The sequence below is a fragment of the Thermocrispum sp. genome, assembly GCF_002919275.1.
GTDB classification, from domain to species: Bacteria; Actinomycetota; Actinomycetes; order Mycobacteriales; family Pseudonocardiaceae; genus Thermocrispum; species Thermocrispum agreste.
Window position 1 is genome coordinate 60,460 of sequence record NZ_PKFA01000038.1, and the last position, 12,686, is coordinate 73,145.

The 12,686-nt window shown below is 69.8% G+C and carries 10 protein-coding genes; 6 read left to right on the plus strand and 4 right to left on the minus strand.

Going from position 1 to position 12,686, the window contains the following annotated elements:
* Positions 1-83: 83 nt before the first annotated feature.
* Entirely contained in the window at positions 84-2,939 is a 2,856-nt protein-coding gene (gene leuS, locus CXP56_RS08395; protein ID WP_028847444.1) for a leucine--tRNA ligase, read from the minus strand.
* A gap of 325 nt (positions 2,940-3,264) precedes the next feature.
* Here leuS and CXP56_RS08400 point away from each other — a divergent pair, with 325 nt between their 5' ends.
* Complete coding sequence (locus CXP56_RS08400) at positions 3,265-3,672, plus strand: SdpI family protein (RefSeq protein ID WP_028847443.1); 408 nt, start codon at positions 3,265-3,267, stop codon at positions 3,670-3,672.
* Between the two features lie 182 nt (positions 3,673-3,854).
* Here the strand turns inward: CXP56_RS08400 and CXP56_RS08405 are convergent, their stop codons facing one another.
* A complete protein-coding gene (locus CXP56_RS08405; protein ID WP_028847442.1) occupies positions 3,855-4,427 on the minus strand; it encodes a YqgE/AlgH family protein in 573 nt (190 codons plus the stop codon).
* Positions 4,428-4,586: 159 nt separating this feature from the next.
* Between CXP56_RS08405 and CXP56_RS08410 the strand changes: the two genes are divergently transcribed.
* Positions 4,587-6,572: a TNT domain-containing protein gene (locus CXP56_RS08410; protein ID WP_286900648.1), complete on the plus strand. Its 1,986-nt coding sequence runs from the start codon at positions 4,587-4,589 to the stop codon at positions 6,570-6,572.
* On the opposite strand, the gene CXP56_RS08415 is transcribed toward CXP56_RS08410, so the two are convergent.
* Positions 6,503-6,823: a helix-turn-helix domain-containing protein gene (locus tag CXP56_RS08415; protein WP_084609145.1), complete on the minus strand. Its 321-nt coding sequence runs from the start codon at positions 6,821-6,823 to the stop codon at positions 6,503-6,505. The two genes, CXP56_RS08410 and CXP56_RS08415, sit on opposite strands and share 70 nt — an antisense overlap.
* Positions 6,824-7,082: 259 nt before the next feature.
* Here CXP56_RS08415 and CXP56_RS08420 point away from each other — a divergent pair, with 259 nt between their 5' ends.
* Together CXP56_RS08420 and CXP56_RS08425 are read left to right on the plus strand one after the other, a co-directional pair.
* Positions 7,083-7,958 (plus strand): helix-turn-helix domain-containing protein, encoded by an 876-nt coding sequence (locus CXP56_RS08420; protein WP_286900649.1) that lies wholly within the window; start codon positions 7,083-7,085, stop codon positions 7,956-7,958.
* A complete protein-coding gene (locus CXP56_RS08425; RefSeq protein WP_028847440.1) occupies positions 7,936-8,142 on the plus strand; it encodes a DUF397 domain-containing protein in 207 nt (68 codons plus the stop codon). The genes CXP56_RS08420 and CXP56_RS08425 overlap by 23 nt, the downstream gene beginning before the upstream one ends.
* Positions 8,143-8,181: 39 nt before the next feature.
* Here the strand turns inward: CXP56_RS08425 and CXP56_RS08430 are convergent, their stop codons facing one another.
* Positions 8,182-9,711, minus strand: coding sequence for a CCA tRNA nucleotidyltransferase (locus CXP56_RS08430; protein ID WP_479267872.1), 1,530 nt, complete (start codon positions 9,709-9,711; stop codon positions 8,182-8,184).
* A 96-nt stretch (positions 9,712-9,807) separates the two neighbouring features.
* On the opposite strand from CXP56_RS08430, the gene CXP56_RS08435 reads away from it, so the two are divergent.
* Together CXP56_RS08435 and CXP56_RS08440 are read left to right on the plus strand one after the other, a co-directional pair.
* A complete protein-coding gene (locus CXP56_RS08435) occupies positions 9,808-10,308 on the plus strand; it encodes an NUDIX hydrolase (RefSeq protein ID WP_038044911.1) in 501 nt (166 codons plus the stop codon).
* Between the two features lie 4 nt (positions 10,309-10,312).
* Entirely contained in the window at positions 10,313-12,457 is a 2,145-nt protein-coding gene (locus CXP56_RS08440; RefSeq protein ID WP_156899173.1) for a DUF6049 family protein, read from the plus strand.
* Positions 12,458-12,686: the final 229 nt, after the last annotated feature.

The following is a 12,686-nucleotide window of genomic DNA, read 5'->3' on the forward strand; positions in this document are numbered from 1 at the left end:
ACCTCGACCGGGCGAGATCGGGCGCACCGGCGCCGGGCCGGGCTCGGGCCTGCGACGTCAGCCACGACACCGGGCGGTGGACGTCAAGCGACGACGTTGACCAGCCTGCCGGGCACCACGATGACCTTGCGCGGCTCGGCACCACCCAGCAGCGCGGCGATCTTCTCGTCCGCCAGCGCGGCCTTCCGCAGCTCCTCCTCCGAGGCGTCGGCGGGCACCGTCATGCGCGAGCGGACCTTGCCGTTGACCTGGATCGGGTACTCCACAGTGTCCTCGACCAGGTACTGCTCGTCGGCCTCCGGGAACGGGCCACGCACCAGCGACTCCTCGTGGCCCAGCTTGCTCCACAACTCCTCGGCGATGTGCGGGCACAGCGGCGCCAGCATCAGCACCACCGGCTCGGCCAGCTGCCGCGGGGTGCCCTTGGCGCCGTAGTGCTTGGTCAGGTAGTTGCACAGCTCGATCAGCTTCGCGCCGGCGGTGTTGAAGCGCAGCCCGTCGTAGTCGGATCGCACGCCGGCGATCGTCTTGTGCAGCGCCCGCAGGTCCTCGACCGTCGGCTCGGCGTCCGTGACCCGCACCTCGCCGGTGTTCTCGTCGACGATCAGCCGCCACAGCCGCTGCAGGAACCGGTGCGCCCCGACCACGTCCTTGGTGGACCACGGCCGCGAATCGGCGAACGGGCCCATGGTCATCTCGTAGAACCGGAAGGTGTCGGCGCCGAACCTTTCGAACATCTCGTCCGGGGTGACGATGTTCTTCAGGCTCTTGCCCATCTTCCCGTATTCCTGGAAGACCTCCTGGCCCTGGTAGTAGAACTTGCCGTCCCGCTCCTCGACCTCTTCGGCCGGCACCACCGCACCGCGCGCGTCACGGTAGGCGTAGGCCTGGATGTAGCCCTGGTTGAACAGCCGCCGGTACGGCTCCTCGGAGCTGACGTGGCCCAGGTCGTACAGCACCTTATGCCAGAAGCGCGCGTACAGCAGGTGCAGCACCGCGTGCTCGACACCGCCGACGTACAGGTCCAGGCCGCCCGGGTCGTTCTCGCCGTGGATCTCCGGCCGCGGCCCCATCCAGTACCGCTCGTTCTCCGGGTCGACCATCCGCTCGTCGTTGTGCGGGTCGATGTAGCGCAGCTGGTACCAGCAGGACCCGGCCCACTGTGGCATGACGTTGGTGTCCCGCCAGTAGCGGCGTGGGCCGTCGCCCAGGTCCAGCTCGACCTCCACCCAGTCCTTGGCCTTGGCCAGCGGCGGCGACGGCTCGGTGTCGGCATCGTCCGGGTCGAACGTGGTCGGGGAGTAGTCCTCCACCTCGGGCAGCTCGACCGGCAGCATGTCCTCCGGCAGCGGGTAGGCGATCCCGTTCTCGTCGTAGACGATCGGGAACGGCTCACCCCAGTACCGCTGCCGGGCGAACAGCCAGTCGCGCAGCTTGTACTGCACGGTGCCCTGGCCGTGGCCGGTGTCCTCCAGCCAGGCGATGACCTTCTTCTTGGCCTCCTCCACGCCCAGGCCGTTGATGTCCAGGCCGGAGTCGTTGGCCGAGTTGATCGCCGGGCCGTCGTCCAGGTACGGGCCGGAGAAGTCCTCGGTCGGTGGCTGGACGGTGCGGATGATGGGCAGCCCGAACTTCTCGGCGAACTCCCAGTCCCTGGTGTCCTGGCCGGGCACCGCCATGATCGCCCCGGTGCCGTAGCCCATCAGCACGTAGTCGGCGATGAACACCGGGATCTGCTTGCCGTTGACCGGGTTGGTGGCGTACGCGCCGGTGAAGACGCCGGTCTTCTCCTTGGCCTCCTGACGGTCCAGCTCCGAACGCTGCGACGTGGCCAGCCGGTACTCGGCCACCGCCTCCTTCGGGGTCGCCTTGCCGCCGGTCCACCGCTCGTCGGTGCCCTCCGGCCATGCGTCCGTGACCAGCTCGTCGACCAGCGGGTGTTCCGGCGCCAGCGCCATGTAGGTGGCACCGAACAGCGTGTCCGGCCTGGTGGTGAACACCTCGATGGTGTGCTCGCCCGAGCGGAAGTAGACGTTCGCGCCGTGCGAGCGGCCGATCCAGTTGCGCTGCATGGTCTTGACCTTCTCCGGCCAGTCCAGCCGGTCCAGGTCGTCCAGCAGCCGGTCGGCGTACGCGGTGATCCGCATCATCCACTGCTTCAGGTTCTTGCGGAACACCGGGAAGTTGCCGCGCTCGCTGCGGCCCTCGGCGGTGACCTCCTCGTTGGCCACCACGGTGCCCAGGCCGGGGCACCAGTTCACCGGCGCCTCGGCCAGGTAGGCCAGCCGGTAGCCGGCCAGCACCTCCTGCTGCTCGGCCTTGCTCAGCTCGTCCCACGGCCTGCCGTCCGGGGTGCTCCGCTTGCCGGAGCGGAATTCCTCGATCAGCTCGCTGATCGGCCGCGCCCGCTGCTGCGACTTGTCGTACCAGGCGTTGTAGATCTGCAGGAAGATCCACTGCGTCCAGCGGTAGTAGTCCGGGTCGGTGGTGGCGAACGACCGCCGCTGGTCGTGCCCCAGGCCCAGCGCACGCAGCTGGCGCTTCATGATCGAGATGTTCTGCTCGGTGGTCACCCGCGGGTGCGTCCCGGTCTGCACCGCGTACTGCTCGGCGGGCAGGCCGAACGCGTCGAAGCCCAGCGTGTGCAGCACGTTGCGGCCCAGCATCCGGTGGTACCGCGCGTAGGTGTCGGTGCCCAGGTAGCCCAGCGGATGCCCGACGTGCAGCCCCTTGCCGGACGGGTAGGGGAACATGTCCTGCACGAACAGCTTGTCGCCCGGCACCTCACCCTCGGCGAGATCTCCGACCGGGTTGGGCGCGTGGTACACGCCCTCCCGCTCCCACCGGTCCTGCCAACGGCGTTCGATCTCGTTGGCCAGGGCAGCCGTGTAGCGGAATGGCGGGACGTCCTGCGTCTGCTCACCGGTCGCTTCACTCATCGCTCATGCCTTTCTGCGTGCGATCCACCTGCGTACGCGCCCAAAGACGACACAACCCCTCAGCCGTCAGGCATGAGGGGTCGCCGCGCTGGACCTGATCCGGCCTCAGCGCGGCCACATAAGAAGCAGGTGAGCCGGGCTCATGTCCTTCATCGTAATGGGCGTGTCAGGTGGAATAGTGCGCGGGCCCGCGGGCTGCCGCGCTCCCGCCGGAACCGAGCCTGCATGTGCCCGGAAACGCCGTACCCGGGAAGCCGCTGGTCGCCGGGGTGACCGGGCACACCGCGGGCCTGTCCCGGCCGGCCGGTTCCCGTATCCTCGAGCCGTGCAGGTGGTACTGGCGTTGATTCCCATCGTCGCCGGGGTGTTCGTCGGGATCGGCGGACTGCTCGGCTGGCGCGGCAAGCTCTCCCGGGACACCGGGGCGGGTCTGCGTACCGCCGCGACGCTGCGCAGCGACGAAGCATTCGCCGTCGGCAACCGGGTCGCGGCGCTGCCGACGATGGCCGCGGGCGTGGTGGGTATCGCCTCCGGGCTGGCCGCACTGGCCATGCCGACCGACGCGGGCGCGATCGTCGCCGCGGTCATCGGCATCGTCGGCGTCGTCGGCCTGGTCTACGGCGGCGGCGTGATGGGCAGCAGGGCGGCGGCCGCGGTGCCCGAGCCCAAGCCGGCGCGCACAGGTTGCGGCGGATGCGGCTGCGGCGGCGGAGGCTGCGGCGCGACTGAGTAGCCACGTCGGACCTGGTTTGCTCGTTTGCCAGGCCCATACGGATGCATCTTCTGTCCAGGCACATGGGCCCTGCCGTGGATTCCCGTGATGCGGTGACGCCGTGACGTTCATGTCCGGTGGACGCTGCGCCGGGTTCCCGCCTCCCCGATCACAGGTCGTCCCGGCGCAGCGTCACACGCTCGTCAGTTCAGCTGCAGGTCCCCCGGATGCGTCGCGAGCAACGCCAGCGGCAACCCCTGCCTGCGCAGCACCGCCGCCCACAGATCCGTGCTCGGCTCCGCCAGCACGTCGCTCGGCAGCGCGGGCGCGACGATCCAGTCGCCGCGTTCCAGCTCACCGGCCAACTGGCCGGCGTCCCATCCCGCGTAGCCGGCGAACACCCGCATGCCCCGGAGCCGTGGCACCAGCGGCTCGGGGTCGGAGTCGAGCACCACCAAAGCGAGCGGACCGTGCACGCCGATGGTGCCGGGGACGGATCCCGGGACCTCACCGGTCCGCAGGGTGGCCACCCCCAGTGGCGTGTCTCGCTCCACCGGACCGCCGACGAACACCGACGCCGGGGCCGCGACATGATCGGCCCAGTGCGGCAACACCGAGGCGACCGGAATTTCACTCGGTCGATTCAGCACCACGCCCAGCGTCCCCTGCGAGCTGTGGTGCAGCACGAGCACCACGGTGCGCCGGAAGTTCGGGTCGGACATGGTCGGGTCGGCGATCAGGAGGGACCCCGGTTCAACGGCGTCGACATCTCGCACGCATGAATCATGCCACCGGCCACCGACGACTCCGCCTGCTCGCACCGGGCCCGATGCCGCTTCGCTACCCGACCGTGATCGATTTCGGCGAAGTCCCGTGCGGACGCCGAGCGGGGACGCAAGGATAGGTTCGGCAAGCGAGAACTGGAGGGATTCTGCGTGCGCCATCAGGTCTATCCCGCGACGCACCCGGACGCGTTGTACGCGATCTGGGGCGACCGTCCGTACCAGGCTCAGCGCTCGACCTCGGACGGGACGGTGCTGCTCACCGCGCCACGGGACGAGGACCCACCGGAAGGCTTCGACCGGGAGTTCGAGGGCGCACCCGCGAAAGTGGTGCCCGCGGAGGAGGTGCCGGACAGCTTCGTCATCCACACCCACTTCCGGTTCTGCGACGAGACGTTCGTGCTGGCCGCGCAGGCCCCCACCGGTGAGCTGACACTGCAGTGGACCGGGACGGACGAACGGAACGCCCGCCGGCTCGGTCTGATGTCGGACCAGACGCCGAACGGGACGGCGTTCGGCACCATCGCCCACCCCGAGCACATCGAGGCGTGCTGGCAGGAGCGGTTGGACTTCTCCGAGCGCACCGGCCCGGTGACGACGGAGTTCGAGACCACTCAGCTGCTGCGGGACATCGGCAGGCTTCTGCGCGGCATGCGGCCGGAAGGCGCGGGCCCGATCGCTGCCCAGTTCCGGCAGGTCGGCGGCTACAGCGAGCTCGAGGTCCGCACCGCGGTGGAGGACGTCACCTACTCGCTGGCCGCCCCACCCCAGCTGGGTCAGCTGTTCAACGTGCTGCGGGCGGCGATGTACGAGCCGGGCAAGGGCTCCTGGTTCACCGGCACGTTCTCGCTGACCCCGGACAACAAGTTCGACTTCGACTACGACACGACGTCGCAACCGCAGTGGCGGCGTCCGCCCGACGCCGACGGACGGCCGACGGGCAAGGCCTACGCGCACGAGCTCGCCCGCTTCCCGCGGGACAAGCAGAACATCCCGCCGTGGCTGGCTGCCCGCGCCGGCCTGCCGCTGGACGTGCAGTTCCGGCACGCGCAGGTGGTCGACGCGCACACGCCGGGTCAGCGGCCGGTGGTGAACCGGCCGCCGGTGCCGCAGCAGGAGGTGCGCGGGGTCTTGCACTACCTGTATTCGGCACCGGTGGTGCTGGTGGGCAACGGTCCGCAGCCGGACATCTTCGCGCCGCAGACCGCGCCGAGCGTGCCGAACGCGTACCACACCGACGGGAAGTGGATCTGGCCCGCGGCGGTGCCGCACTACTTGCGGATGCACGGGGTGGCGCCGGAGCCGGAGCTGCTGGAACACATCAGGAAGAACTCCTACCGGCCGCCGTTCGTCAGCCAGAAGCTGCGGGAGACGGCGCGGGCGGAGCTGCTCGGCGAGCCGTACCCGCCACAGTCGGCGGACGACCTGGACGAGCCGGACGCGGTGACCGAAGTCGAACGAGACGACTCGTCGCGCCCGGTGCTCAGCGCGTCCGAGGTGCTGCAGCTGCTCGACAAGCGGCTCGGCGAGCTGGGGGTGTCCCCGCAGGTGTACCGGATCGGCGAGATCGCCGACGACGCGTGGTGCCTGTACCGGAGGGATGCCGACCCGGAGGAAGGCTTGCCGCCGCGGTGGGAGGTCGCGCTGCACACCGGCGGCCGGGTGTTCCGGCACCAGATGTTCGAGGACGTCAGCGCCGCCGCGGCGTATCTGCTGGGCATGCTGGCCTTCCACCCGACGCGGGCGCTGGCCAAGCCGGACCCGGCCGAGCACCCGACGGATTGGCCGATCCAGCCGATGCGGGGCGAGCCGCCGCTGCGCCTGCTGCGAGGCAAGCGGATGGTCGTGCTGCCGGTGGGCACCGAGCTGGTCCGCTGGGGCGGCGAGAACGGCAACCTGACGCACGCGGCGAGCACGACGTTCCGGGAGGCCGCGCTGCTGCCGGATCGCGAGCAGTTCAAGGCCTACTACCGGGTGGCGCGGCCGTTGCGGGTGCTCACCGGGGTGTCGCTGCCGTTCGGCGGCATGCCGGGCGGTGCGCTGGCGTACCTGCTGCCACGAGCGGTCGGCTACCACGTGCAGACCGGGGCGCTGGAGAAGCTGGACGAGGCGGACGTGGGCCAGCGCGCAGGGCAGTGAACGTCGTGCAGATCGGCTTGGGCGAGCAGCGCCCGAAAGCGTTCGCGGACGTCAGGCGGGGCTAGCCGCAGCGAGGTGTCCAAGGCGGCTTGATTGACCGGCCGCGGCCGTATGCACCGGCCACCGGCTTCCCACTTCTCGACCGCCCGGGCGCTCACCCCCAGGTGCTCGGCGAAGCGCCGCACGCTCATGCGCCGGGCAATGCGGAGCGCCCGGGCGGTGGCACCGGTCCATTCGCCGACAACGGTCATAGCCCGCGCCGACGGTCCCGCAGGGCGTCCCGGATGAGGCCGCCGAACGCGGCGAGCACCGCGACGACGAACAGCGCGGCGATGAGCGGCGTTTCGGGAAGTAGCTGCATGGCGTGTGCTCCTGGGTGTCGGTTTGCCGGTTCCGGCTTCCGACGGTCCACCCGGAAATCACAAACCTGTGGGACACGGAACCGGAAACTCCGGATCTGAAATGTTCACTTGTGAAGATGGGGGTGACGGGTAGTGACGGAGCGCACACATGGTGGAGACGAGCCCAAGCTTTCGACGACGACGTCTCGGCCGCCGCCTGCGTCAGCTGCGGGAGAAGGCGGGCCTGACGCTCGACGAGGCAGCGAAGCTACTGGAGAAGCATCGGCTGGCGCTCTGGCGCATCGAGAACGGCCAGACGAAAGCTGACGTGCACCTGGTCCGCTCGATGATGGACGTCTACGACGTCCGTGACGATCAGCTGTTGAATCTGGCGCGTGATGCCGCACGCAAGGGGTGGTGGCGGCAGTACGGGCTGGCAGACCTCGGCTACGTCGATGTCGAGACCGAAGCGGTACGGGTGCTGGAGTACGCGGTGCAGACCATTCCCGGCCTCCTGCAGACCGAGGCGTACTTGCGCGCTCACATGGCTGGAGCGAGTTTGCCGCGCACCCCGGAGGAGATCGAGAACCAGGTGAAGGTGCGGCAGATACGCCAGGAGCGCCTCACCGACGACGAATACCCGCTTGAGCTCGTGGCGGTGATCGACGAGGCAGCGTTGCACCGGCCGATCGGCGGCCCGGACGTGATGCGAGCTCAGTTGACGCACCTACAACTCGTCGGGGAGCTGGATCGCGTAACTGTTCAGATCTTGCCGTACTCCGCAGGGCGACACGACGGAATGAACGGCGCCTTCACGGTGCTCGAGTTTCCTGAGCCGGACGACCCTGAGTTGCTCTACGTACATCACGTGGCCGGTGCGCTACACTTAGAGAAGGCCGAGGATGTGCGGGCAGCTAGGATGACTCACGACAAGTTGCGTGCTCAGGCACTGACGCCTGAGGAATCAGTGAGGTTCATCGAGCGCCTCGTCCAGCAGTTCCCAAAACCGGAAAGAGGGCGACGTGTCACCAGTGGTGTGGCGTAAGAGCAGCTTCAGCGGCACTGACGGCAACAACGACAACTGCGTCGAGGTCGCCGCCTTGCCCGATGGACGGATCGCCATGCGCAACAGCAAGCACCCCGAAGCCGGCACAGTCTACTTCACCCGCGAAGAAATGGCCGCCTACATCGCAGGCGTCAAAGCCGGAGAATTCGACGACCTCACCTGACGGCCGCTTCGCGCACAGCGCGTCTGGCAAGCACGCGCGTCAGCTTTCGGCTCGCCCCTGCTCGTCCGCCTGCACCTGATCGGCCGCGTTCTCCGGCACCTCGATGCCCTGCTCCTTGGCCCAGGCCAGCAGCTCCGCCACCGCCTCGTCGCGCTCCAGCGGGCCGCGCTCCAGCCGCAGCTCCTTCAGATGACGCCACGCCTTGCCCACCAGCGGACCCGGCGGGATCTGCAGGATGCGCATGATCTCGTTGCCGTCCAGGTCCGGGCGGATCTTGGCCAGGTCTTCCTCCGCGGCGATCCGCGCGATGCGGCGCTCCAGGTCGTCGTAGGTCCGCTGCAGTGCGGCCGCCTTGCGCTTGTTCCGCGTCGTGCAGTCGGCCCGCACCAGCTTGTGCAGGCGGGTCAGCAGCGGGCCCGCGTCGTTGACGTACCGGCGGACCGCGGAATCCGTCCACTGGCCCCGGCCGTAGCCGTGGAACCGCAGGTGCAGATACACCAGCCGGGACACGTCCTCCACCACGTCCTTCGGGTACTTCAGCGCACGCAGCCGCTTGCGCGCCATCTTCGCCCCGACCACCTCGTGGTGGTGGAACGACACCCCGCCGCCCGGCTCGAACCGGCGGGTGGCCGGCTTGCCGATGTCGTGCAGCAGCGCCGCCCAGCGCAGCACCAGGTCCGGCTCCATCGCCGGCTCGTGCTTGGTCTCCAGTTCGATGGCCTGCTCCAGCACGGTCAGCGAATGCCGGTAGACGTCCTTGTGCTGGTGGTGCTCGTCGATGGTCAGCTGCATGCCGGGCACCTCCGGCAACACCACGTCGGCCAGCCCGGTGTCCACCATCAGCTCGATGCCCGCGCGCGGGTACCGGCCGAGCAGCAGCTTGGTCAGCTCCTGCTGCACCCGCTCCGCGGTGATCCGGCCCAGCTCCTTGGCCATCGCCGTCATCGCCTCGACCACCCGGGGCGCCGGCCGGAAGCCCAGCTGGGACGCGAACCGGGCGGCCCGCAGCATGCGCAGCGGGTCGTCGGCGAACGACTCCTCCGGCGGGGCCGGGGTGTCCAGCACCTTCGCCTTCAGCGCCGCCATTCCGTCGAACGGATCGACGAACCGCTTCGACGTCAGGTCGACGGCCATCGCGTTGACGGTGAAGTCACGCCGCAGCAGGTCACCCTCGATGGTGGAGCCGAACTCCACCTGCGGGTTACGGCTCACCCGGTCGTAGGTGTCCGAGCGGAACGTGGTGATCTCCAGCGTGGCGTCACCGCGGCGCAGCCCGACCGTGCCGAACTCGATTCCGGTGTCCCACACCGCGTCCGCCCAGCCCGCGATCAGCTGCAGCACCCGCTGCGGGCGGGCGTCGGTGGTGAAATCCAGGTCGGTCGACAAGCGGCCGAGCAATGCGTCCCGCACACTGCCGCCGACCAAGTACAGCTGGTGACCACCCGCGGCGAAGCGCGCAGCCAGCTCGTCGGCGACCCCGGAGACGCGCAGCAGCTCGGCGACGGCGTTGCGCTTGGCGGCTTCTGACACAGAGGACGAGCCTACCGGGACGGCCGTTACGGCTAGCATCGCGATATGCCTTCGTCGGCCGGCAGCAACCCCGATGGCGACGCACCGAAAGGCCGTCCGCAAGGCCGGAAGGGTCGCCGGCGGCGACGTGCGGCCATGCGAACGCGCCGGAGGCGGCGTGGCAGCAAACTCACCACGGTCAACGAGACGTCCGCGGGCGGTCTGGCGATCGATCCGGAACGGGAATGCGCGGTGCTGATCGGCCGCCTGGACCGGTCCGGCACACTGCTGTGGTCACTGCCCAAGGGCCACATCGAACCCGGCGAGACGCCGGAGCAGACGGCCGTGCGTGAGGTGAAGGAGGAAACCGGCATTTCCGCTGAGGTGCTCATGCCACTCGGCACCATCGACTACTGGTTCGTCGCCGAGCACAAGCGCGTGCACAAGACGGTGCACCACTTCCTGCTGGCCGCCGTCGGCGGGGAGCTCAGTGACGCCGACGTCGAGGTGACCGAGGTCGCGTGGGTGCCGTTCGCCGACCTGCAGCACAAGCTCGCCTACGCCGACGAGCGCGAGCTCGCCGGCAAGGCCCTGGAGCTGATCGAGGCCGCGAAGGCCCGACTGACCCCTCGCTCGTCCGATGAAGCCGGTGACTGAACGCGTGAGAACGACCGCCGCCGCCGTCGCCGCATTGTTCGTCCTGCTCGGCTCGCTGTGCGGCATCCCAGCATCCGCCCAGACCCGCCAGGTGCCGCCGCCCGAGCCGGTACTCAAGGTCGACGTCACGGCGATGACCCCCCGGATCGTCACGGAATCCGACGACGACCTGCGCATCACCGTGCGGGTGCGCAACATCGCCAAGGTTCCGGTGCGCAACCTGGCTGCCCGCCTGCAGTTCGGCGAACGCCAGCGGACCAACCTCCAGGTGCGGCAAGCGCTGCGCGGCACCGCGCCCCAAGACGCGCAAAGCACCCCGTTCCAGCAGGTCAGCCCGGAACTGATGCCCGGGGAGGCGACCGAGTTCACGCTGACGGCGGCGCTGACGCCGGGGGCGCCGAACGGGGTGGCCTTCCTCGAGCCCGGGGTGTACCCGCTGCTGGTGAACATCAACGGCATCCCAGACGGCGGCGCCGAGGCCCGGCTGGCCGGGGTGAACATGCTGCTGCCGGTCCGATCGGCACCCGGCCAGGTGACGACCGCGACGCAGCGATCGCTCCCGCTCACCGTGCTGTGGCCGATCGCGGCCCGTCCGCGGGTGGCGGCGCGCCCGTTCAACCAGTCCGTCGTGCTGGCCGACGACATGCTCGCCGCCGAGCTCCGGCCGGGTGGCCGCCTGCACACACTGGTCGAAGCGGCCGCGAAGGTCCGGACCGGTGGTATCGGCGACGGACTGTGCTTCGCCATCGACCCCGACCTCGTCGCGACCGTGCGCGACATGGCGAACGGCTACCGGGTTCGCACCCGCGAAGGCCTGGTCCGTGGCGAGGGTTCGGAGGAGGCCAAGGCTTGGCTGACGTCGCTGCGGGAGCTCGTCGCCGACCAGTGCGTCGTGGCCACCCAATACGCGGGCGCCGACCTGGCCGCGCTGGCCGCCCATTCGCCGCGACTGGCCACCGCCGCGGCGAACCGCAGCTCGGTGCTGTCCGAGGTGCTGGATGCCGATCCACTGCCGGGCGCGCTGTGGACGACCGACGACATCGACGAGCGCGCTGCCAAGGCCGTCGCGAAAGCAGGCACGGACCTGGTCGTCGCCAACGCGCGCGGGGTCGACGTGCGGTGGGCTCCGGCCGAGCCGCTCACCGTGGACGGAGACGACTCGGGCAGGCTGCGGGTGCTGCCGTTCGACGAGCTGGGTGCGCTGGCGTTGCGGCCGCGTTCGGCAAGTCCCCAGCTCGGCTACCCGGCGACGGTCGCGGCCGACGATCGCACCATCGCCGGCCAGAACGCGATCGCGACGGTGCTGTTCAAAGCCATGGCCGACCCGAGCAAGCCGATGCTGCTGGCACCGCCGCGCACTTTCGCCGCCACCGCGGACGAGGTCGACTGGCTGCTGGGCACACTGAACGGCTTCATCGCGGACGGTCTCGTCCAGCCGGTGAGCCTGACGGCGCTCGCGGGGGCGGACAGCGTGGGCAGGGCCCGGTTCGACCGGAACGCGACTGGCGGCCGCCTGCCGAAGGGCATGATGCGTGAGCTGGACGAGCTGGACGGCCAGATCACCGACCTGTCGGAGGCGATGAAGGAGGACCCGACCAGTCAGGTCGAGCCGCAAGCCATCGTCTCCCCGCTGCGCGAGGCGCTGCTGCGCACCGCCTCGGCCGACTTCCACGGCGTGCGGGGTGCCCGTGCCAGGGCCCTGGAGTCGGCCACCGCACAGCTGCAGACGGTGCGTCACGGCGTGCGTATCTCCGATCCCGGTCGCACCATCGGGCTGGCGTCCGGGTCGTCACCCATCCCGGTGTCGGTGACCAACCGGCTGCCGGTCCAGATCACAGTCCGGGTCAAGCTCACCTCCGGGGCGGGTTTGCGCTTGTCACAGCCGTCCGCGGTGGAGATCCCTGCCGGCCGGTCACGCAATCTGAAGATCCCCGCGGAAGTGTTGCGAGCAGGCCGCTTTACGGTGAACGTGTACTTGTCGACCCCTGGTGGCACCCAGCTCGGTGAGCCGACAACCTACGAACTGACGTCCACCGAATACGGTGTCATCACGGTGATCGTGACCGCGACGGCGGCAGGCGCGTTACTGTTGTTGGCCGGTCGCCGCATCTACCGGCGGCTGCGCTCGAACGGCGCGGGCCGCGGGTAGACCGATACCCGAGCAAGGACGAGTCGATCGAGTGAACCCACCGCCGCCCCGGCACTCGCGGCCGCCACCAGGCGGCCAGCCGCCCCGTCAGCAGCCGCCGCGCGATCCGCGCGACCCGCGCTACGGGCGTCCCAGCGAACCCCCGCCACCCCCGGTGACGAGGCGAGACGGCACGCCGGTCGCACCGCGGCCCGGTGGACGGGGTGACGTACCGCAGCCGCCGCGACCG

What these genes read in the sequence shown, in the direction of transcription:
- leuS (WP_028847444.1), bottom strand. Translation starts at nt 2,939, where the DNA reads ATGAGTGAAGCGACCGGTGAGCAGACGCAGGACGTCCCGCCATTCCGC.
- CXP56_RS08415 (WP_084609145.1), bottom strand. Translation starts at nt 6,823, where the DNA reads ATGACCGTTGTCGGCGAATGGACCGGTGCCACCGCCCGGGCGCTCCGC.
- CXP56_RS08420 (WP_286900649.1), top strand. Translation starts at nt 7,083, where the DNA reads ATGGTGGAGACGAGCCCAAGCTTTCGACGACGACGTCTCGGCCGCCGC.
- CXP56_RS08430 (WP_479267872.1), bottom strand. Translation starts at nt 9,711, where the DNA reads ATGCTAGCCGTAACGGCCGTCCCGGTAGGCTCGTCCTCTGTGTCAGAA.
- CXP56_RS08435 (WP_038044911.1), top strand. Translation starts at nt 9,808, where the DNA reads ATGCGAACGCGCCGGAGGCGGCGTGGCAGCAAACTCACCACGGTCAAC.